The sequence below is a fragment of the Polaribacter reichenbachii genome (assembly GCF_001975665.1).
Lineage (GTDB): Bacteria > Bacteroidota > Bacteroidia > Flavobacteriales > Flavobacteriaceae > Polaribacter > Polaribacter reichenbachii.
Genome location: NZ_CP019419.1, coordinates 1,601,743 through 1,624,290 on the forward strand (window position 1 = coordinate 1,601,743; position 22,548 = coordinate 1,624,290).

General features: G+C 29.3%; 15 protein-coding genes and 1 pseudogene. 11 read left to right on the top strand and 5 right to left on the bottom strand.

The features are described from left to right. Positions 1-11: 11 nt before the first annotated feature. Positions 12-413, bottom strand: a complete 402-nt coding sequence (locus BW723_RS06650; protein WP_068357150.1) for a hypothetical protein — start codon at positions 411-413, stop codon at positions 12-14. A gap of 184 nt (positions 414-597) precedes the next feature. Here BW723_RS06650 and uvrC point away from each other — a divergent pair, with 184 nt between their 5' ends. Together uvrC and BW723_RS06660 are read left to right on the top strand one after the other, a co-directional pair. Then, positions 598-2,406 (top strand): excinuclease ABC subunit UvrC, encoded by a 1,809-nt coding sequence (uvrC, locus tag BW723_RS06655; RefSeq protein ID WP_068357148.1) that lies wholly within the window; start codon positions 598-600, stop codon positions 2,404-2,406. After that, entirely contained in the window at positions 2,396-4,594 is a 2,199-nt protein-coding gene (locus BW723_RS06660; RefSeq protein ID WP_068357146.1) for a patatin-like phospholipase family protein, read from the top strand. The genes uvrC and BW723_RS06660 overlap by 11 nt, the downstream gene beginning before the upstream one ends. Positions 4,595-4,623: 29 nt before the next feature. Here BW723_RS06660 and BW723_RS06665 read toward each other — a convergent pair whose 3' ends face one another. Then, the gene (locus BW723_RS06665) at positions 4,624-6,867 is read right to left on the bottom strand and encodes an inorganic phosphate transporter (RefSeq protein ID WP_068357143.1); all 2,244 of its coding nucleotides are present in this window, start codon (positions 6,865-6,867) and stop codon (positions 4,624-4,626) included. Positions 6,868-7,143: 276 nt separating this feature from the next. On the opposite strand from BW723_RS06665, the gene BW723_RS06670 reads away from it, so the two are divergent. After that, positions 7,144-10,005, top strand: a complete 2,862-nt coding sequence (locus BW723_RS06670) for a TonB-dependent receptor (RefSeq protein WP_068357136.1) — start codon at positions 7,144-7,146, stop codon at positions 10,003-10,005. A 129-nt stretch (positions 10,006-10,134) separates the two neighbouring features. Then, complete coding sequence (locus BW723_RS06675) at positions 10,135-12,171, top strand: hypothetical protein (protein ID WP_068357134.1); 2,037 nt, start codon at positions 10,135-10,137, stop codon at positions 12,169-12,171. 297 nt (positions 12,172-12,468) lie between these two features. Here BW723_RS06675 and BW723_RS06680 read toward each other — a convergent pair whose 3' ends face one another. The 3 genes from BW723_RS06680 to BW723_RS06690 all read right to left on the bottom strand — a co-directional run bounded on the left by BW723_RS06680 (position 12,469) and on the right by BW723_RS06690 (position 16,490). Further along, the gene (locus BW723_RS06680) at positions 12,469-12,897 is read right to left on the bottom strand and encodes a cation transporter (RefSeq protein WP_068357130.1); all 429 of its coding nucleotides are present in this window, start codon (positions 12,895-12,897) and stop codon (positions 12,469-12,471) included. 210 nt (positions 12,898-13,107) lie between these two features. Further along, the gene (locus BW723_RS06685) at positions 13,108-15,153 is read right to left on the bottom strand and encodes a M16 family metallopeptidase (RefSeq protein WP_068357395.1); all 2,046 of its coding nucleotides are present in this window, start codon (positions 15,151-15,153) and stop codon (positions 13,108-13,110) included. Between the two features lie 17 nt (positions 15,154-15,170). Further along, positions 15,171-16,490 (bottom strand): M16 family metallopeptidase, encoded by a 1,320-nt coding sequence (locus BW723_RS06690; RefSeq protein ID WP_068357128.1) that lies wholly within the window; start codon positions 16,488-16,490, stop codon positions 15,171-15,173. 252 nt (positions 16,491-16,742) lie between these two features. On the opposite strand from BW723_RS06690, the pseudogene rplU reads away from it, so the two are divergent. From rplU to BW723_RS06720, 7 genes and pseudogenes are all read left to right on the top strand, one after another. After that, positions 16,743-16,985: pseudogene (gene rplU / locus BW723_RS18140) on the top strand (50S ribosomal protein L21); the annotation flags it as partial. 141 nt (positions 16,986-17,126) lie between these two features. Beyond that, positions 17,127-17,363 carry a helix-hairpin-helix domain-containing protein gene (locus tag BW723_RS18145; RefSeq protein WP_394372179.1) on the top strand — a complete coding sequence of 79 codons (237 nt, stop codon included), beginning with the start codon at positions 17,127-17,129 and terminating at the stop codon, positions 17,361-17,363. 39 nt (positions 17,364-17,402) lie between these two features. Beyond that, positions 17,403-17,663 carry a 50S ribosomal protein L27 gene (gene rpmA, locus BW723_RS06700; RefSeq protein WP_015481656.1) on the top strand — a complete coding sequence of 87 codons (261 nt, stop codon included), beginning with the start codon at positions 17,403-17,405 and terminating at the stop codon, positions 17,661-17,663. A gap of 119 nt (positions 17,664-17,782) precedes the next feature. Then, positions 17,783-19,702, top strand: a complete 1,920-nt coding sequence (locus BW723_RS06705; RefSeq protein ID WP_083139575.1) for a sensor histidine kinase — start codon at positions 17,783-17,785, stop codon at positions 19,700-19,702. A 93-nt stretch (positions 19,703-19,795) separates the two neighbouring features. Further along, the gene (locus tag BW723_RS06710) at positions 19,796-20,518 is read left to right on the top strand and encodes a LytR/AlgR family response regulator transcription factor (protein WP_068357118.1); all 723 of its coding nucleotides are present in this window, start codon (positions 19,796-19,798) and stop codon (positions 20,516-20,518) included. A gap of 236 nt (positions 20,519-20,754) precedes the next feature. Further along, positions 20,755-21,987 (top strand): 3-deoxy-D-manno-octulosonic acid transferase, encoded by a 1,233-nt coding sequence (locus tag BW723_RS06715; RefSeq protein WP_068357115.1) that lies wholly within the window; start codon positions 20,755-20,757, stop codon positions 21,985-21,987. Position 21,988: 1 nt separating this feature from the next. Further along, the gene (locus BW723_RS06720; protein WP_068357112.1) at positions 21,989-22,546 is read left to right on the top strand and encodes a YeeE/YedE family protein; all 558 of its coding nucleotides are present in this window, start codon (positions 21,989-21,991) and stop codon (positions 22,544-22,546) included. Positions 22,547-22,548 lie beyond the last annotated feature (2 nt).

The following is a 22,548-nucleotide window of genomic DNA, read 5'->3' on the forward strand; positions in this document are numbered from 1 at the left end:
TCAATTCCCATTTAACTTGGGCCATTTAAAGGGCTATTTGGATCACAGTTTTCTGGACATGGTTGAGTAAAATCAAAGATTTCACCACTCTCTGAGTCCAATGTTTCTCCATCTTCAGAAGAAATCATGTCTTTGCCATTTTTGTCTACACCAACAATCATTAATTTTTCGATGTAAACATTTTCACCTTCAACCATCATTTTTTCAACACCAATATAGGCTCTTACACTTGCAGCCCCTTCAGCTATTGCTTCTTGTAGGTCTAATAAAGGAATATTAAAAGCTCTACAGTCGTTATATTTGTTATAACTACTCTCCATTTTGCGCCATCTTTTTGCCCAGTTTTTTGCTGTTTTTAAAGGTATAGTATTTTTCTTGTTTTTTTTTGGTACATCGTTTGGTTGTTTTTCCATATTTAATAGTTTTTAGATTAAGATATTACTTTGATTAGCTTATAAAACTAACTAAAAAAAACGCAAAAGAAAGTATTAATACTTGTAAAATAATTTAAAACACGTGTTTATACGTGTTTTTTTTACACTTGTGTTTTACTTGTTTTTAGAACTTGGGTGTTTAAAAAATTGGTATTTTCGTATTATGTCTACAACTTCTTTAGAACTTCAAATAAAAACCTTACCTAATGCTCCAGGAGTTTATCAATATTTTGATAAAGAGGATGTAATTATTTACGTTGGTAAAGCTAAAAATTTAAAAAAAAGAGTTGCTTCTTACTTTACAAAAACTCACGAAAATGGCAAAACACGTGTTTTAGTTAAAAAAATTGTTCGTATAAAACACATTGTTGTAAATACAGAAACAGATGCGTTATTATTAGAAAACAACCTTATTAAAAAATACAAACCACGCTATAATGTATTGCTAAAAGACGATAAAAGTTACCCATGGTTGTGTATAAAAAAAGAGCGTTTTCCAAGAATTTTTATGACACGTAGAGTTATTAAAGATGGCTCAGAATATTTTGGGCCTTACACTTCGGTAAGAACAGTAAGAGTTTTATTAGATTTAATTAAAGAACTTTATCAATTAAGAACTTGCAATTACGATTTAAGTGCCCAAAACATTAGCGAAGGCAAATATAAAGTCTGTTTAGAATATCATTTAAAAAATTGTAAAGGACCTTGTGAAGGTTTAGAAACTGAAGCACATTACAATGAATCTATCAAAGAAATTAGAAATATTATTAAAGGAAACTTTAAAGAAAGTTTAGAGAAATTTAATAAAATGATGCTAGATTTTGCCCAAAAAATGGAGTTTGAAGAGGCGCAAAAAATCAAAGAAAAATTAGATTTACTGAGTAATTATCAATCAAAATCTACTATTATAAATCCGTCTATTAATAATGTAGATGTGTTTACTATTATTTCTGATGAAACTCATGGATATGCAAATTTCTTAAAGATATCTAACGGATCTATTATACAATCGCACACCACAGAAATTAAGAAAAAGTTAGATGAAACTGATAAGGAATTACTAGAACTTTTTATTGTTGAAATTAGACAACGTTTCAATTCGCAATCACCAGAAATTTATGTACCTTTTAAAGTAGATATTGGCGAGAATATAAAAGTAACAATACCAAAATTAGGTGATAAAAAACGAATTGTAGAACTTTCAGAAAGAAATGCTAAATATTACAGACAAGAACAATTTAAGCAAATAAAAATTGTTGATCCAGATAGGCACGTAAAACGAATTATGGCGCAAATGCAAAAAGATTTGCGTTTAAAAGAAGAACCAAGACATATTGAGTGTTTTGATAACTCTAACATTCAAGGTACAAATCCTGTGGCTGCTTGTGTGGTTTTTAGAGATGGTAAGCCTAGTAAAAAAGAATATAGACACTACAATATAAAAACTGTAGAAGGACCAGATGATTTTGCATCTATGGAAGAAGTAGTTTATAGAAGATACAAACGCTTATTATCAGAAGGCCAATCTTTGCCTCAATTAATAATTATTGATGGTGGTAAAGGGCAATTATCATCCGCGTTAAAAAGTTTAGATATTTTAGGTTTGCGAGGTAAAATTGCAATAATTGGTATTGCAAAACGTTTAGAAGAAATCTATTATCCAGACGATCCTATTCCTTTGTATTTAGATAAAAAGTCAGAAACTTTAAAAATTACGCAGTATTTAAGAAACGAAGCACATAGATTTGGAATTACTTTTCATAGAAATAAACGTAGTAAAAGTGCTATACAAAGTGAATTAGAGCAAATTCCAGATGTTGGTAAACAAACAATTACAACTTTATTACGTAAATTTAAATCGGCAAAACGAGTTAAAGAAGCCTCTTTAGCAGATTTAAAAGAAGCAATTGGCCATGCAAGAGCTGTAAAAGTGCATCAATATTTTCATAAAGAAATAGAAAATGAAAAGTAAAATATTCTTTTTGGTTTTTATGTTACCAATACTTGTGTTGGGGCAACAAGAACAGCCCAAAATAGGACTTATCTTAAGTGGTGGTGGTGCTAAAGGTTTTGCGCATATTGGTATTTTAAAAGAAATAGATAATGCTGGTATTCAGTTAGATTATATTGGTGGTACAAGTATGGGGGCAATAATAGGTGGTTTGTATGCTGCTGGTTTTTCTGCTGTAGAAATAGAAAAAATTGCTAAAAAAACAGATTTTGTAAATTTATTAAGAGATGTAATACCTAGAAGTTCATCTCCTTTTTTTGAAAAAGAATACGCAGAAAAAACCAAAATAACATTGCCAGTTTCTAAAGGTAAAATAGGCTTGCCAAGAGGGGTTTCTAGAGGGCAAAATATATTAAACTTACTTTGTGAACTTTTAGGTTCTACAGAAGAAATTGATGATTTTTCTAAATTAGAAATTCCGTTTTTTTGTATTGCTACAGATGTAGAAACAGGTAAAGGTGTCGTTTTAGAAAAAGGCTCATTACCAATGGCTTTAAGAGCAAGCGGTTCTTTCCCTACGTTATTAAATCCTGTTGTAGTTAACGATAAATTATTAGTTGATGGTGGTATCGCAAATAATTTTCCGGTTTCAATAATGAAATCTAAAGGCATAGATGTTGTAATTGGTGTTGATGTAGAAGGTAAATTGATAAAAAAAGAGAATTTAACATCAGCAATTGCTATTATCAATCAGATTGTGAGTTATCAAATGTATGATAAAAGTGAAACTGAAAGAGAAAAGTTAGACGTTTACATTCATCCAGATATCTTTGAATATAATGTTGTAGACTTTGAGAAAAAGGATGAAATCATTAAAAAAGGAGAAACTGAAGCAAAGAAATTTAAAGAAGTTTTTAAAGAGTTAGCCGCAAAACAAATTAATAAAAAAGAACGAAACTATTTAAAGATTAATACGGATAAAAATTACATATCTAAGGTAGAAATTATAAGGTCTGAGAATTATACGTATCGTTATGTAATTGGAAAATTAGGGATTGTAGCAGGAGATAGTATTTCTAGACAAGAAATAACAAAAAGGATAGATTTATTATCGGCAACTAAAAATTACGATAAAATAAATTACAATCTAATTAAACAAAAAGACAATTCGTATCATTTAAAATTAAATTTAGTAGAAACTAATGAGAATGCAACCATAAGTTTGGGTGCGCATTACGATGATTTATACAAATCTAGTGTCTTGCTAAATTACAGTCAAAAACACGCTTTTATTAAGAATGATTTACTTTCCTTAGATTTAGTTTTAGGCGATAACTTAAGGTATAATTTAAATTATTTTGTTGATAATGGTTTTTATTTAAGTGTTGGGTTTAGATCGAGATACAATCATTTTAGAGCTAATTCTAAGTATGCACCTTTAATTTCTGAATATCCAAGTATAAATAGCGTTAACATAAAGTACACAGATATAACAAATCAACTCTATGTGCAAACCACCTTCGATAGAAAATTTGCGATAGGTTTTGGTGCAGAGCATAAATATTTAAAGGCAAGTACAGAAACCATAACTAATAATGGAGACGAAACACATTTAGATAATAGTGAATATTACAATGCATTTGCATTTATTAAATTAGATACATACGATAAAAGATATTTTGTAACAAAAGGATATTATGCCGATTTAAATTTGAAATGGTTTTTAAATTCAACCGATTACAACAACGATTTTAAAAGTTTTGCGCAAGCCTATGGTACTTTAGGTTTCGCAACTCCTCTTACAGATAAAATAACTTTTCAGAATACTAATGATGCAGGTTTTACCTTTAATACCTCTAATTCAACTGTTTTTGATTTTTATTTAGGAGGCTATAATCAGAATTACATAAATAACTTTGTGTCTTTTTATGGTTATGATTTTGCTGAGTTGTCTGATGATTCTTTTCTAAAAACAGAAGTACTTTTAAGATACGAATTTGCAGAGAAACATTATGCTAGTTTTATTGCAAATTTTGGTCGTTTAGATAAAAATGTTTTTAAAGATATAGATATTTTTAAAGATATAAAAACAGGTTATGCTTTAGGTTATAGTTACGATAGCATTCTAGGACCAATTGAATTTAAATACAGTTGGTCACCAAATCATGGAGAAAGCTATTTTCTTTTTAACCTCGGATTTTGGTTCTAAAATTATAAAATCTTTTTAATGCTGTTTTTTTATTTAGTACTTAAATAAAACTCCTCATAAATTTCTAACAAGTTCATTAAAGCTTTCATTAAATCTTTAGTTTCTAGTAAGATACTAAAGTATAATGTAGAGTTTTTAGGACTCGTTTCATCTGTTCTAATTCTACTAACTTGTTTCTCTACGGATAAAGAAACGTTCTTTAAAAGCTCACGTTTTTCAATTAAAATAGGGTTTAAGCTATCAAAATCTCTAGATTTAAAAACATCGCTAACGTTTTGTAAAATTTCTGTTAGTTGATTGTTAATTCCTTTTAAATCTTTTAACTGACCCTTTTTTAAGTTTTTATGATTGTTATTTACGTGTTTAAAACTAGCTCTAGAAATGTAACTTATAGATTGAGCAGAATCTTGTAAATACCCTAAAACAGAAATATAAAATTTACTTGCTTGTACAGAAGTTTCATCTAAAGATTTAATAAAATAAAAAACATTGTCTTTCAATTCATCAATCTCATGGTTTAGCTTTTCTACGTGTTTATCTGTTTTGCGTAGTTTATTTAAATCATGGTTAGCTAAATCATCTACAACATTTGTATATAATTTATTTATTCTATCGGCAACACCAGAAATATGATCAGAACTTTCTTCAATTACACCATTAATGGTAATTAACTCAGATCGTTCTATATGTGTTTTTCTTTTTATTTCTTTAGCTCTTTTTCTATGTGCCATAGAATTTTTAGTAATTAAAAAAGCAACTAAGAATAATAGAACAGGTATAAAAGCAATATGTAAATTAATAAAATAAGTTACAATACCAGCTGCAACAAAAGCAATAATTGCTGTTAAAAACCAGCCACCAATTACATTTAAAACTCCAGCCACTCTATATACAGCACTTTCACGCCCCCAGGCTCTATCTGCTAAAGAAGTACCCATAGCTACCATAAAAGTTACGTAAGTCGTAGACAATGGTAGTTTCATAGATGTTGCTATAGAAATTAATACACTTGCCATGATAAGATTTACAGAAGCACGTACTAAATCGAAAGCAGGCATTTCAAAAGTTTTATCTTTTGGTAATTTTATAATGGGTTTTTCAAATTTAGCATTAATATATTTTTGTGCTTTTTGTGGTAGTAAATAATTGATACCTATATTTAAAACCATAGCAAAACGTACTACAACTCTAGATAAATTATTAGGTTGAAATTTTTCATGACCTTCTCCTTGTCTAGATAAATTAATACCTGTTTCTATTACAGATTTTGCTTTAGAAGATGTCCATAAAGTAATTACCATAATTCCACCAGCTAATAATAAAAGCCAAATGTTAGAGGGTACTTTTTTCGCTAAACTACCCATAGAAAACAACTCTGGGTTAGTGCCAGAAACTGTCCAGGCTTCATAAGAGTTTAAAGCCGCAATTGGCACGCCAATAAAGTTTACTAAATCGTTACCAGCAAAAGCCATAGCTAAAGAAAACGTACCTACACCAATAATAATAACTAAAATGCTTTGTTTAAGTATTTTAATAATTAAATGAGAAATAATGGTCCAAACTACAAAGCTAATAGCAATAATTTGTATGGTATTACCTTCTAAATAACCTTTTAAACTACCATAGAATTGAGTTCCTTTAAGCCCTTTAATAATTATAAAATAAGTAATAGCTGTAATAGCAAAACCACCAAATAAAGAATTTATATAGGCAGGTCTACTTTCAAAATTAAAAGAATAAATAACTCTAGAAAAATATTGTACAATTGCTCCAACTGTAAATGCAACAATAACAGAGAGTAATATACCTAAAATAATATCTGTAGCAGTATTGTAATTAATGTAGTTCCATATTGCAGACATGCTTTCAGTATCATTTTGCGAAATTTTAATAATAGCAATTACTACAGCAGAACCTAATAATTCAAATACAATAGAAACAGTTGTGGAGGTTGGCATACCTAAAGAGTTAAAGACATCTAATAATAGAATATCAGTAATCATAACAGCCATAAAGATGTACATTACATCTTGAAACACAAACATATCTGGGTTAAAGATTCCTTTACGCGCAACTTCCATCATTCCACTAGAGGAAACTGCTCCAAAAAATACTCCAACACTAGCAATAATCATAATGTTTCTAATAGAAATAGCTTTAGAACCAATTGCTGAATTCAAGAAATTAACAGCATCGTTACTAACACCTACAACTAAATCAACAATAGCTAAAACAGCTAAAGCTATCAACATTAAAATATAAGGATCTTCCATTTTATATTATAAATTTAAGAAAGCAAAGTTAATTACACTAAATTTTGGTAATGTTATCTAAATGTTATGAAATTCTCATTCATTTTTCGCCTCTAAAGTAATCTATTTTATAGATATACACTCTTAGTTTTTAATATTAGATAGTTACCAATTCATAATTTTTAAGTTAACAAAATTAACAATTAATTAACCAGTTTTTAACTCAAGCATAATTTACAACTAACACTGAGTTTACAAAAGGAGTTGACTTTTGCATTAGCAAATTAAACACATAAAATGAGAAAATTTTTACTAATTACCTTGTTAGCAATGAGTCAGTTTTTAGCAGCTCAAGAAAGAGGTAAGTTAACAGGTTTATTAACAGATAAAGAATCTAATAATGAACCTTTGCCATTTGCAAACGTACTTATAAAAGGTACTGATATTGGTGCAACAACAGATTTTGATGGTAATTATAGTATTCAGGTTCCTGCAGGAACTCATACTGTTCAATTTAGTTTTTTAGGTTATAAAACAATCGAAAAATCATTTACCATAAAAGCAGGTGGTACAGTTACAATAAACCAATTAATGTCTGCAGAAGAAGGTGTTGCTTTAGATGATGTTGTTATTAAAACAAGTTCTACTAAAGAAAAAGAGTCAGCATTGCTATTAAAGCAAAAAAATGCCACTGTAATTGTAGAAAGTATTGGAGCAGAAAGATTATCTAAAATTGGAGTTTCTGATGCTGCTGCTGCAACAACTAAAATTTCTGGGGTAACAAAAAGTGAAGGTTCAGGAGATATTTATATTAGAGGTTTAGGAGATAGATATTTATCTACAACAATGAATGGTTTACCTATTCCTTCTGATGATGTAGCAAATAAAAATATAGATTTAGGTCTTTTTTCTACCAACATTATTAATAATATAGGGATTTCTAAAACCTATAATACAGTCGGATATTCTGATCAAGCATCAGGGACAGTAGATATCACCACAAAAAAATATACAAAAAAGGGTTTTTCTATAGGTGTAAGCGGAGGTTTTAATACTGCAGTAATGGGTTTAAGTTCAGACTTTAGAAATACACTAAATATGAGTGATGTTACTTTTGGGTATCACAAAAAACCTTTTTTACTTACTGATGCTATTAAATATCAAGGTTGGGATCCATCAACATCAGATAATTCAACAAATTATGGGGTATCTTTTAATGCAGCTTATAAGTTCGATATTTTTGGTAAAGAATTAGCAATATTTGCTACTGCATCTCACAGTAAATCTTTTGAGTATCAAGAAGGAGAATTTAGAACTTATCGTGCTAATATTTTAGACAATGCGTTTCCTAATTTATCTTACGACCCTGCAACAGCTTTAAATGATTCTCCATCCGTAGAACAGTATATTACAAAGATAAATACAACTGGTTATATTAGAGGAGATATAAAATTAAACGATAATCATAAAATTGGTTACAATACCTTATTTGTAAATACTGGTAGAGATAATTTATATGAGCAAGGAAGAAATGGTTTAGGTTATGTTTTTGATCAACAGCCACAAGAAAGAGGCGCTTTTGTAAGAGATCAAAACTACAAACAAACAATTATGTTTGTAAATCAATTAAATGGAGAGCACAAACTTTCTGAAAACAATAAATTAACTTGGGCAGGTGGTTATAACTTTGTTTTAGCAGAAGAGCCTAATCGTATTAGAAACGAAGCTATTATTTTTAGTGATAGTGAAGTAACTTATGCAGATGTATCAGATTTTTCTCAAAGAAAATCTACACAAAGAATTGAGGATAATGAGTTTAATGCGTATATAGTTGATGAGTATTCTTTTGGAATAACAGAAAGTGAGTATGATGATAAGCCAATGAAATTAAATTTTGGTTTAAATTTCAGAAATAAAGAAAGAGCTTTTAGTTCTCAGTTTGTTGGTGTTTCTACACCAGGTTATACACCAGGTTTTCCTGATTCTGGATTTTTAGTTCCAACAGTAGATAATATTTCAAATACTTTTACAGATCTTTCTAATTACAATCAAGCTGCTAACCCAATGTTAAGAGTAATAGAGCAATTACCAGACGCTTATTCTGCTGATATGACAAATATGGCAGCATTTACAAATTTAAGTTTTGGTTTAGATAATAAACTTTCTGGAAATTTCGGATTAAGATTTGAAAGAAATGAAGTTAATATTGCTTGGAATGTAAAGAATTATCAAGGGCCAAATGGACAAGCAAGAGCAGGTTCTTTAAGCAGAGAATATAATTCTGTTTACCCTAGTTTAAATCTTAAATACCAATTAAATGATAGAAATTCTGTTCGTTTTGCCTCTAGTTTAACGCAAACACTTCCAGAATTTAAAGAATTTGCTCCTTTTCAATATGAAGAACCTACAGGACGTGTAATTCAAGGTAATCCAGATTTAGAAAGATCTAAAGTGATAAACTTAGATGCAAAATGGGAATTTTTTCCAAGTAGAGATGAGTTAGTTTCTGGAACTGTATTTTATAAAAATATTAAAGACCCTATAAATTTAGCTTTAACAAGAGGTTCTTCTGGTAACTTCGAGTTTAACAATACAGGAGAAAAAGCAACTGTTTTCGGAATTGAATTAGAAAGCAGATTAAACATCATAGAAAATGAAGATGAAAAAAGTTTATTGAGCGCCAATTTCAATATTACTAAAATGTGGTTTAATCAAGATTTGTACACAAACTTTCAATACTCAGATGTAGAGGAGTCAGGTTTACAAGGAGCTTCTGATTTTATTACAAATGCATCTTTAAGTTTTAATAGCAGATCAGAAAAAGAATTTACAGCAACAGTGTCTGGTAACTATGCATCAGATAAAATATTTGCATTAGGTTCTCCAGAAGATTTAGTAAATAGTGCAACTTTATTTAACGATGAAATTATTGAAAAAGGTTTTGTGTCTTTAGACTTAGTTTTAAGCAAAGAAATTACTGAAGATTTTATAATTAAAATAGTAGGTAGAAACTTACTAAATCCAGATATACAACAAACTCAAAAAGTTACTGAGTTTGATAATTCTGGATCTGGTGCAATAAATGGTGTTACAGATATGGTGGTTCAGTCTTATAAAAGAGGAAGCCAATTGAGTGTTAACTTTACTTATAAGTTCTAGTTAACATTATCGTAACAAATAGAGGTTTTTTATAAATTTTCGTAACCTATTATTAATAGTTAGTTAATAAAAATGAAATAATTCTGAGGTTACTTTGCAGAAACAAATAAAAAATATAATTCAAAAAAAATGAAAAATTTAGTTGTAAAATTATTAGCAATTATTACAATTGTTACTTCTGTATCAAGTTGTGGAAGTGATGATCCAATTGCAGTTGTTCCACCAGTGAGCGATGTAATTGAAAATTTACAAAACGGAATCTTAAATGGAGCATTAACAGAGAGCGCTACTTTAGAAGCTTCTACACAGTATAGCTTAACAGGTCAATTTACAGTTGTAGAAGGAGCTAGTTTAACAATACCAGCAGGTACAAGAATTATTGCAGATGCAGGTGGTTCTGAGGTTTATATTGCAGTTTTAAGAGGAGCTCAAATTTTTATTAATGGTAATCCTTCTAATCCAGTTGTAATGTCTTCTGCTAGTGGAAATCCTGGAGATTGGGGTGGTTTAACACTTTGTGGTAATGCTACAACATCAGCAGGTGTGGATGCAGTTGCAGAAGTTGGAGATTTTGTTTACGGTGGTACTGTAGATAACGATAGCTCAGGTAACATTAACTATTTACAAATTGTTGGTACTGGTGCTCAGATTACTACAGAATCTCAATACAATGGTGTTTCTTTTTACGCAGTTGGTTCTGGTACAGTTGTAAATAATGTAGCAGTAATTAATGGTAAAGATGATGGTGTTGAGTTTTTTGGAGGTACAGTATCTGTATCTAATCTTTATTTAGAAAATAATGATGATGATTCTATAGACTGGACAGAAGGATGGAATGGTACAGTTTCTAACGCTTATATTTCTCATACTGTTCCAGGTTTCTCTACAGTTTTTGAAGGAGATAAAGTTAACGGAAATCCAAAATTTAATAACATAACAGCTGTTTCAACAGTTGGTGGTACAGCTTTACAATTTAAATTACAATCTGGAGGTACAATTACAGGTTTATCTTTATCTGGTTATGATATAGATTTAGATATGAAAGACGGTGGTGCTACTAGTAATGTAGTTTTAGAAGCAGGTTTAGAAGCTGTTGCTTTAACAGATCCTACAGAGCCAGATACTATCGATGAATATTTTTATACTATTAATGGTGCAAATGTAGCTCCAACAGTTACTAAGTCAGATTTTCCTTGGGTAGATTCAGATTTATCTTTTGAGAGTTCAGTATTACAAGGTACAATCTCTGGTACAGTTACTTTAGACGCTTCAATTTCTTATATGTTAAATTCAGCATATATAGTTCCTAGTGATGCAAAATTAGTAATTCCTGCAGGTACAAAAATTACTGCTAGAGATGGTGGTACAGGAGTTTATATTGCTGTTTTAAAAGGAGGTCAAATAGAAATTGATGGTACAGCTGCTAATCCAGTAGTAATTTCTTCTGCTGCTGCTAACCCTGGAGATTGGGGAGGTTTAACAATTTGTGGAGATGCACCAACATCAGCAGGTGTAGATGCAGTTGCAGAAGTTGGAGGTTTTATTTATGGTGGTACAACTGAAGATGATGATTCAGGTCACGTAAAATATTTAGTAATTAAAGGTACAGGAGCACAGATTAATTCTGAATCTCAATACAATGGTGTTTCTTTATATGGTGTTGGTAACAAAACTGAATTAGAAAACATTGCTGTAATAAATGGTGCAGATGATGGTGTTGAGTTTTTTGGAGGTACTGCAACTGCTAGTAACTTATACTTAAAAGATAACGATGATGATTCTATAGATTGGACAGAAGAATGGAATGGTTCTGTAACTAATGCTTACATTACAAATACAGTTCCTGGTTTTTCTACAGTTTTTGAAGGTGATAAAGATAATGCAAACCCAACATTTACTAATATAACTGCAGTTTCTACAGTAGGTGGTACAGCTTTACAGTTTAAGAAAACTTCTGGAGGTACTATTACAGGTTTAAACTTAATTGGGTACGATTTTGATTTAGATATGAAAGATGGTGGTGCATTATCTAATGTAATGATTGATGGTGCTGCTGCTGATGCAACTTTAGTTAGTGGAGAAACTACTAAATACACTTTAAATTCAGGTAAAGCTTCTACTGCTGTAGATATTTCTACTTGGACTTGGATTAACGCTAGCTTATAGTCGATTAAGGATTAAAACAAATTTTTATATAGAAAGAAAGCAGGCTTTAAGCCTGCTTTCTTGGTTTTATAAATAGATTCTTATTCGTGTTTTAATCTATGCTGATTAAAATCTATGTTGTAACATTTATTTTTTCTTAGAAATTATATTAGAGCTGTTTATTTACCTAGAAAAGCATTCTAAATCAATAGTTTTAATATATTTAAAGATACTTTCATATAAAGTATGAGATTGGTTACAGTCATAAAAAAAAGCAGGCTTTTAGCCTGCTTTTTGTCTTATAAGTTAAAATGATTGTTAAGCTTTTTTATCTGCACAACAAGCCATTGTACAATCCTCTTTACATTCTTTTTTATCTGCTGTCATTTCACATTTTTCTTTACAATCTTCTGTACAAGTATGTGCTTTTTTATGTGAAGCTTCACTAGCCTTATATAATTCGCCACCAGCAATTCCATCAACAAAAGCAATTAAGTCTTTTTTAGAAGTTGTATTAGCATCATATTCTATGTTTGCAATACTATCATTAAAAATAACTTTTGCGTCTAAAACACCTTCTTTTTTAGATAATTTAGATTGTATTGTTTTTGCACATCCAATTTCGCAAGTCATTCCAGAAATGGCTAAAGATACGTTTTCAGTTTTAACTTCTTTTTTTTCAGTTTTACATCCTGTAAGTATAAAACAAGCAATTGCGATTGCAGTAAATATTTTTTGAGTTTTCATTTTGAGTATAGTATTGAATTATTTTACAAATTTATTAATAATATGACTTGTATTTTAAAAAGTTGAGGTTTTTTACCTCAATTTTAACTGAAAAAGAACTCAATAGAGTAAAAAATACATCAAAAAAAGAAAAATTGGAATTTTTAAAATCAAAAAAAAGAGCCAAAACAGAACTTTTGACTCTCTTATTAAATTTATTTTAAAAAGTGTTTATTTAAAATCTTCATCAGAAACACCTTCGTTTACTTTTATTTCTTTTACTTCAAATTTTAAATCCATAGGACCAGATTTAATGCCAATTGAATATGGAAATAATACACCATTTACAGTTTTGTAATTGCTAAAAGTGGTTGGTACTTTCATTTCTCCTGTTGGTCCTTTTACAGTTTTTACTTCTTTGATTTTTAAACCTGTTTTTAGATCATAGAAAGCTTCAGTGTCATTGAATTTTATAACGTAATAATTTATACCATCAATAGGTTCAATTCTATCTAATTTACCAGCTTTATAAGCTAAATCTGAAAAAGGAACTAAATTGGCTTTTGCTTCTTCGATCTGTTCAGCTTTCATTTCCATTTTTTGACCTCTTACTTCTTGATAACCAGTAGTACCATCAAAAACAGATTTTTGCATAACATTACCAGCTACAGCAATCTCTTGCGATGTTTTATTTGGTGCAGCAGTTTTAGAAGTCATTGCCAAAGCCATACCTTGTACAGTAGCATTTGCAACCATCATTGTGGTTTTTACAGCCATTACCTTTTCTGTTCCTCCAATAGCATCTATGTATTTATCTACAACAGTTGTTGCTGTAACTCCTGCAGGAATTGGCATTGTCATTGGTGGTTTTACAGTTGGGTTACCTTCAGAATCGAAATATTTAATTACATAATCTGTTTTTTCAAGGTTTTTAAGTACATCAATACCTTTACCAGTTATTACAATTCTAGTTTTATTGCCTTTAAAATATTTAATGGCTGCATTTTGTACATCATCAATAGTAACAGCATTTATATTTTTTAGGTAATTTTCGTAAAAATCGTCTGGTAAATTATACAATTCTCTATTTAAAGCATAGCCTGCAACAGTTGCTGGTTTTTGTACGTTAATTACAAAACTACCCACATATTGCGCTTTTGCGTTTTTAAGTTCTGCTTCTGTAATTTTATCGTAACGAATTCTGTTTACTTCTTTCATCATTTCTACAACAGAACTGTCTGTAACCATATTACGTACACTTGCAGTTGCTCTAAATGTAGCTGCATATCTGCTCTGTCTTACACTAGAATAAGAACCGTAAGTGTATCCTTTATCTTCTCTTAAATTAGAATATAAACGCGCAGTACCTCCACCTCCTAAAATTCTGTTGGCTAATAGTGCAGCATAATAATCTTTATCTCCTAATTTTAGGTTGATGTTGTTGATAATAGCAATCTCAGACTGAACTGCATTATCCATATTAATGAAGTTAATTTCTGTAGTTTCTACATTTTTAGGCTCTGGAATGTTGGTTGTAGGTATTGTGCCTGCTTCCCAATCAGAAAATAATTTAGTAACTAACTTTTTAATTTCCTTCGGATTTATATCGCCCTGAACAATTAAATAAGCATTATTAGGTTTGTAGTACGTATTATAATTTGCCTTTACATCTGCTAAAGTGATGTTGTTTACAGTTTCTTTTGATATGAACTCTCCATAAGGATGTTCTGCTCCATAAGTCAATAAATCTTCAACTCTTCTAGCAATTGTAGTAACACTTTTCTCGTTACTTTTTATATTGTCTAAAGTTACCTTTTGTTCTTTATTAAACTCCTCTTGTGTAAATTGTGAGTTTTTTACACCATCTGCCATTAAGCCTAAAACTTCTTCAAAATATCTTTTTAAAGAAGATGCATAAGCAGATGAGCTACCAAAACTAATATTAGCGCCTAAAAAGTCTACTCTTTCATTAAAAGCATCTTTAGTCATTGTTGGTGTTCCTCTACCTAAAAGGCTACCCATCATAGAAGAAACCCCAGCTTTATCACCTTCAAAATAAGGTTTATTATCAATATTTAAACTGGCAGAAGCTCTTGGTAATTTATGGTTTTCTACAACAATTACAGTTAAACCATTTTTTAATTTAAACTTATCTGCTTTACCAAATTTTACTTGTGGAGCAGGACCTGAAGCAGGTTTTTTTGTTCTGTCTACTTGTGCATTTAACGAAAAACAGATGGTTAATATGGCTACAAGCGATGCTATTTTTGTTTTCATAATATTCATATCTTATATTATTTCTTTTGTGATTCTGGTAAATACTCTAAAACTAATCTTTGATTTGGATTTAAGTATTTTTTTGCAACTTCTCTAATATCTTCTCTGCTGATAGACCTAAAAATATCAATCTCTGTGTTAATTAAATTAGTATCACCAAACATCACATAATACTCAGCTAAAGAACCTGCAATTCCTTGTACTGTAGAATTTGAGTTTACAAATCTATTTTCGAATTGATTTTGTAATTTCTGATAATCGTTTTCAGAAATTAAATTGGTTTGTAGTTTTACAATTTCTTCGTCAATACCTTCTAGTAAATCATCTAAAGAAGTTTCACCTTGTGGCAAACCAAATAAAATATACGTTCCATAATCTTCTTGACTAAAGTTGATGGCACCTGTTTGTAACGCCATTTTTTTAGTATCAACTAATTTTTTATACAAAACAGAGCTTCTACCAGTACTAAAGTACGATGATATCATATCTAAAACTCTAGAATCTTTTGTTGTCATTGCAGGTGTTCTATAAGCAGCCATAATTGCAGGAATACTAATATTAGCATCGTAAGCTTTTGCTTTAATAGTTTCTGTAATTGGGTCTTCTTTTGGAAAATTTCTCTCAATTTCTGCACCTCTAGGAATCGATCCAAAATAATCTTGAATCATTTTTTTTACTTCGGCTTTATCAATATCACCAGCAACTACTAAAGTTCCGTTATTTGGTACATAAAACTTTTTGTTAAACGCTTTAAACTCTTCTAAAGTTGCAGCATCTAAATGCTCCATTTTACCAATTGTTGTTCCTTTATAAGGATGTTTTTTAAAGATGTTTTTCTTAACATTCTCTAAGAATTTTCCATATGGCTGATTGTCTACTCTTAATCTTTTTTCTTCTTTAACAACCTCATTTTGTGTATCTACACCAACTTGTTCTATAACTGGGTGCAATAGTCTTTCAGACTCTAACCACAAACCTGTAGCAACTTCATTAGATGGGAATTGTTCATAATAATAAGTTCTATCATCATCTGTAGTTGCATTTCCATTACCACCCGCAGAAGAAACTATTTTATCCCATTCACCTCTTTTTATGTTTTTAGTTCCTTCAAAAAGTAAATGCTCAAAAAAGTGCGCCATTCCTGTTCTATCAGGTTGTTCGTCTTTAGCACCTACATGATAGTAAGTAGCAATAAATGCAACAGGTGCAGAGTTGTCTTGATGCAGTATTACATGCATCCCATTACTTAAATCATACTCTTCAAATTCTACTTTTTGTGCATTTGTTGTAAAAACAAATAACACCAAAGCAGTAAAAGATAAAATACTTTTCTTCATTGGTTTAATTTTGATTATTAATAAGTGTTTTGGTTTGACGCAATTTTTTAAGTTTTGTAACAGAAAACAAACAAAAAAGTCAATATTCAAAAATAATAAAGCTTTTGATATAATAAAGGATTGCTTAAATAATTATTTAATTTTAAAATATTATAATTGATGTTGTTAAGTATTAAAAAACATGTATATTTGCATCCGCATTTTCAGGAAGTTAAATGCATTAATTTAGTATAAATACGCAAAACAATTAGTATGTACGCAATCGTAGAGATAGCAGGGCAGCAATTTAAAGTAGCAAAAGACCAAAAAGTATACGTTCATCGTTTACAAGGAGAAGAAGGATCAAAAGTAACTTTTGATAACGTTCTTTTACTTGATGATGCAGGTAACGTAACTTTAGGCGCCCCAGCTATAGAAGGAGCTTCAGTAACAGCTCAGATTTTAAGTCACTTAAAAGGTGATAAAGTAATCGTCTTTAAAAAGAAAAGAAGAAAAGGTTACAGAAAGAAAAACGGTCATAGACAGTCTTTAAGCGAGATTCAAATTGAATCTATTGCTGCTTCTGGTGCAAAAAAAGCAACTAAAAAAGCTGCTCCAAAAAAAGCAACAAAAGCTAAAGCAGATGATTTAAAGAAAATTGAAGGTGCAGGACCTAAAGCTGCAGAAGCTTTAGTAAATGCAGGTTTAGATACTTTTGCTAAAGTTGCAAAAGCAGATCCAGCTAAATTGAGTGAAATCTTAACAGAAGCAAGTTCTAGATTATCTCATTTAGTAACTACAACTTGGCCAAAGCAAGCTGGTTTAGCTGCAGAAGGTAAGTGGGATGAATTAAAAGAATTACAAGATAGATTAGATGGTGGTATTGAAAAATAACCATTTATAATTTACTTTAACCTATAAAAACTCAACAAAATGGCACATAAAAAAGGTGTAGGAAGTTCGAAGAATGGTAGAGAATCAGAATCGAAAAGACTAGGTGTTAAAATATTTGGAGGACAAGCTGCAATTGCAGGTAATATTATTGTTCGTCAAAGAGGAACTACTCACAATCCAGGAGAAAACGTTTACATGGGTAAAGATCATACTTTACATGCAAAAGTTGATGGAATTGTAGAATTTCAAAAGAAAAGAGATAACAGATCTTATGTTTCTGTAACTCCTTTTGAGGCTTAAGAAATTAAGTTTATAAAATTATAAAACGCTTAAACAAATATTTGTTTAAGCGTTTTTCTTTTTTGTAATATATTTGTGTATAAACACATATAAATCTAACCACCCCCAAGTTCTAAGAAATGAAACTACTTCTTAATTTTACTTTGTTACTTTTTTCTATAGTAACAATTGCTCAAAATACATTAACTAATATAAAAGACACATATAAGGTAGAAGATTTTATTTTACATAAAAAATTAGATTCTGCTAAGCATTACTTGGCAAAACTAGAGCAAGACAGCTATTACAATATATTAGAAAAGTTAGTAAAAAAACAAGAGTTAACGTATAGAGAGTATTACATTTTTACATCAAAATTAAGCAATAGACAGTCAGTTAAATATCAAGAAGTTTCAGAGTATATTAATGAAAATGTTCTAAAACCAGCAGATAAGAATATAAATTTAGATTATTTCGAAATTATTTGGATTCAAGTTTATAAGCTAAGAGATGAAATATCTATAGACGAAGCTGCAGAAAAACAGAAAGAATTAGAGGCGTATATTTATAGTTTTAATCAATCTGATAGAAATGTAATTAAGGCAAAATTAAAATCAACAACACATCCTATAGTTATGTATCAAATTCAAGGAGATGTTGAAAATGGAAAAAAACTTTGTTTAGATGGTTTACAAAAATCTGAAGAATTAGAAGACAAAGAATTACAAATTATATTTCTATACTATTTGTCAGATTTTTTAATTTTAGAGGGTAAACTACAAGAATATATAGATGTTTGTAAAAAAAGTTTATTACTCGAAAATCAATTGCAGCATACATCTTCATATTATTTTTCTACAATAGAAAATTTAATTAATGCGTATGTATACAAAAGAGGGCATAATGATGAAGTAATTGAATTAATAAATATTTTATACGAAGAAGAAGATAGAAGAATTCATACCTACTCTTTATATGCTCAATTAATAGCTTCTTTAGACAAAAACTCTAGTTTAAAAAAACAAATACTTCAAAAATTTGATGTAACCAATGTAAAAGATTTAGTAGCAAAATTTAGAGGTTTAGGTAAAGATCTAAACTCTAACGATACTTATAGTCTACTAAATTTTAGTTCTTATGCTTTATCAGCTCACGATTATAAAGATTTGGCATTAAGTTATAAAGACCTGGCTTTACAGACTATAAAAAAAACCTACTCTAAAGAATTGTCAGAGTCGCTTGCTAATTTTAAAACTGATATTGCTATAAAAGAAAAGCAAAAAGAAGTAGAATTAGAAAAAGTAAAAACAAAATTGTATGCTATTATTGCAATTTTAGCCTTTGTTTTATTTATAATAACATTATTAGTTTTAAGAAAAATTAAAAAGCAGTCTAAAGAACTAAAAGATAAAAATGTTTTAATAGAAAAAACGCTGCAAGAAAAAGAATTGCTAGTAAAAGAAGTACATCATAGAGTAAAAAATAACTTTCAAATTGTATCGAGTTTGTTAGAATTACAAACAAAAGGGATAGAAGATGAAAGAGCTTTAGAATTAGCAAATGAAGGGCAGAATAGAGTAAAATCGATGGCTTTAATCCATCAAAAGTTGTATCAGAATGAAAGCGGATTAATAGATTTTGATGAATATATTAGAGTTTTAATTAAAGAATTATCATCTATGTATGCTTCAAAAACAAACGTAGAAACATTAATTTCATCTAAAAATGTAATGTTCGATGTAGATACAGCAATTCCTTTAGGCTTAATCATCAACGAAATTATTACAAACTCTTATAAGTATGCGTTTAAAAGTGATAAAAAGAATAGCTTATTAATTTCTTTAGAAAAAGAAGAGAATAAAGATTATAAGTTAATTATAGAAGATAATGGTCCTGGTTTATCTACAGATATCAATGTGAAAAAAGCAAAGAGTTTAGGTTTACGTTTGGTAAATAGGCTTGTAAAACAATTGCATGGAACTTTAAAACAAACAAACTCTAAAGGTGCAAAATTTGAAATTTACTTTAAGGATATTCATCAAAGACAATTAGTAAATTAATTTAAGAACATTATATAAGACGTTTAGAACTTTTTAAAGTGTATTAATATCAAATGAAAAGAAAAGTTTTAATTTAGTTTTTAATATAAGAGTATGAATAAGATAAAAATTCTGGTTGTAGAAGATGAGCTAATTATCGCAGATAATATTTGTGATACTCTAGAAGATTTGGGTTATGAAGCCTTAGAACCAGCAATTAATTATACAGAAGCTTTAATTAGAATTGAAGAAGAAAAACCAGATATTGCTATTTTAGACATTCAGTTGTCTGGTAGAAAAACCGGAATTGATATTGCCAAAAAAATAAGAGAATCGTACAATTTTCCTTTTATATTTTTAACTTCTAACTCAGATGCATTTACTCTAAATCAGGCAAAAGAAGTTATGCCACCTGCGTATTTGGTAAAACCTTTTTCTAAAGACGAGTTATATACATCCATAGAAATTGCTTTATTTAATTTTTCTAATAAAATAGGTAAGATTGATAAGGAAAATCTGATTATTAAAAATTCGATTTTTATTAAAGAAAAAGGATCTTATCATAAAGTTAATTTTGATGATATTCTTTACTTAAAAAGTGCACATGTTTACATAGAAATCATTTTAAAAAAGCATCAAAAAATAGTTGTTAGAACTAGTTTAAATGATATTATAGAAAAGTTAAATGATGATTTTATCAGAATTCATAGAGGGTATATTGTTAATACACAGTATTTAACCCAAATATCTCAAAACTATGTAAAAATTAATTCTGATGAGATTCCTATTGGTAAAAAATATAAAGAAGACATTCTAGATAAAATTAATATGATTTAATTACTTATTAGAATTTTAGAACAAAATAACGATGTTTTAGAACATTTTAACTTTAATAAACATCGATTAATTGTAGATTTGAGTATGATTTTTAATTATTAATGGCTTTTTTTCGGGGGATTAATAGGTTTTTTAAAAAGTTAAAAATCATATAAGATAAATAAAGCTATTCAATTTTGAGTAGCTTTTTTTATGTCTTAATGATTTAAACAAACATAGTTCGTACTTTTGCAGCTATGAAAGTTTTATACGACTTCTTAATATTTTTTACCTCACCAATATTGCAAATTATTGCGCTATTTAATAGTAAAATAAAGCTTTTTGTAGATGGAAGAAAGGAAACATTTTTAAAAATTGACACCCTAAAGAATCAGAATACGATTTGGTTTCACGCAGCTTCTTTGGGCGAATTTGAACAAGCAAGGCCAATAATAGAAGAATTAAAAAAAGACAATAAGCAATATAAAATTTTAGTTACTTTTTTTTCGCCTTCTGGTTACGAAATTAGAAAGAATTATAATTTAGCAGATGTAATTTGTTATTTGCCTTTAGATTCAAAATCAAATGCAAAAAAGTTTTTAGAAATTGTAAGCCCTAAAATGGTAATTTTTATAAAATATGAATTTTGGCCAAACTTTTTAAATGAACTAAAATCAAAAGAAATTCCTACGATTTTAGTTTCAGGTATTTTAAGAGAAAAGCAATTGTTCTTTAAAAGTTATGGCGGTTTTATGAGAGATTCTTTACAAGCCTTTCATTACTTTTTTGTGCAGAATAAAGTTTCTAAAGACTTATTGAATTCCATTAATTTTAAAAACGTAACAGTTGCTGGTGATACACGTTTTGATCGTGTTTCTAAAATTCTAGAACAAGACAACTCACTCGAGTTTATTAACGAATTTAAAAATGATAAATACACTGTTGTTGCAGGAAGTACTTGGAGTGAAGGAGAAGAATTTCTGGTGAATTACATCAACAATAATGCATCCAAAGATGAAAAATTTATCATAGCACCACATAATATTAAAGCAGATGCAATTTTGGAATTACAGAAATCCATCAATAAAAAAACAGTTTTATTTTCTGATAAATCTGATAAAAATCTAGCAAAATATCAAGTTTTTATAATTGATACGATTGGGATTTTAACCAAAATTTATGCTGCTGCAGATTTGGCGTATGTTGGTGGAGGTTTAAAAACCGGTTTACATAATATATTAGAACCAGCAACTTTCGGAATTCCTGTAGTGATTGGAGATAAATACGACAAATTTAAAGAAGCTGTAGATTTGGTTAAAATTGGCGGATGTATTTCTATTAAAAATCAAGAAGAATTTACTGAAGCTTTTATCAATTTTAAAAATGATGAAAATTTTAGAAAACTAACTGGTGCAATCAATAAAAAATACATTGCGACTAATTTAGGAGCAACAAAACTAATTATGAATTATTTAAAAGATAAAATTTAAAATGGATTTTATATTTCAACCTTGGGCTTGGTATATTGGTGGTCCACTCATAGCGTTATCGCTATTTTTATATTTCTATTTTGGACGAGATTTTGGAGCCTCAACAAATTTTGAAACCTTATGTACAATGGCTGGTGCAGGCAAAGTTTCTGATTATTTTAAAAAAGATTGGAAACAGCGCGATTTTGCATTAATGTTTGTGGTTGGTTTAATAATTGGTGGTTTTATTTCATCAAGTTATTTAATTCCGAATCAAACAATAGATTTAAACCCAAAAACTGTTCAAGAATTAACAGATTTAGGTTTTGCTAATGTGGGGAATCAATATTTCCCTAATGAAATTTTTGGAGATGATATTTATACATCTTTAAAAGGATTTTTAATTTTGATAATTTCTGGAGTGCTCATTGGTTTTGGAACACGTTATGCAGGTGGTTGTACTTCTGGACACGCAATTACGGGTTTAAGTAGTTTACAATTACCTTCTTTATTGGCAGTAATTGGCTTTTTTATTGGTGGTATTATTGCTACTTGGTTAATAATTCCTTTAATTTTTTAGAT

Excerpts from the sequence above, each read along its gene's own strand:
- uvrC (WP_068357148.1), top strand. The coding sequence starts at position 598 with ATGTCTACAACTTCTTTAGAACTTCAAATAAAAACCTTACCTAATGCT.
- BW723_RS06710 (WP_068357118.1), top strand. The coding sequence starts at position 19,796 with ATGAATAAGATAAAAATTCTGGTTGTAGAAGATGAGCTAATTATCGCA.
- BW723_RS06665 (WP_068357143.1), bottom strand. The coding sequence starts at position 6,867 with ATGGAAGATCCTTATATTTTAATGTTGATAGCTTTAGCTGTTTTAGCT.
- rpmA (WP_015481656.1), top strand. The coding sequence starts at position 17,403 with ATGGCACATAAAAAAGGTGTAGGAAGTTCGAAGAATGGTAGAGAATCA.
- BW723_RS06720 (WP_068357112.1), top strand. The coding sequence starts at position 21,989 with ATGGATTTTATATTTCAACCTTGGGCTTGGTATATTGGTGGTCCACTC.
- BW723_RS06690 (WP_068357128.1), bottom strand. The coding sequence starts at position 16,490 with ATGAAGAAAAGTATTTTATCTTTTACTGCTTTGGTGTTATTTGTTTTT.
- BW723_RS06680 (WP_068357130.1), bottom strand. The coding sequence starts at position 12,897 with ATGAAAACTCAAAAAATATTTACTGCAATCGCAATTGCTTGTTTTATA.
- BW723_RS06670 (WP_068357136.1), top strand. The coding sequence starts at position 7,144 with ATGAGAAAATTTTTACTAATTACCTTGTTAGCAATGAGTCAGTTTTTA.
- BW723_RS06685 (WP_068357395.1), bottom strand. The coding sequence starts at position 15,153 with ATGAAAACAAAAATAGCATCGCTTGTAGCCATATTAACCATCTGTTTT.
- BW723_RS06650 (WP_068357150.1), bottom strand. The coding sequence starts at position 413 with ATGGAAAAACAACCAAACGATGTACCAAAAAAAAACAAGAAAAATACT.
- BW723_RS06715 (WP_068357115.1), top strand. The coding sequence starts at position 20,755 with ATGAAAGTTTTATACGACTTCTTAATATTTTTTACCTCACCAATATTG.
- BW723_RS06705 (WP_083139575.1), top strand. The coding sequence starts at position 17,783 with ATGAAACTACTTCTTAATTTTACTTTGTTACTTTTTTCTATAGTAACA.
- BW723_RS06675 (WP_068357134.1), top strand. The coding sequence starts at position 10,135 with ATGAAAAATTTAGTTGTAAAATTATTAGCAATTATTACAATTGTTACT.
- BW723_RS06660 (WP_068357146.1), top strand. The coding sequence starts at position 2,396 with ATGAAAAGTAAAATATTCTTTTTGGTTTTTATGTTACCAATACTTGTG.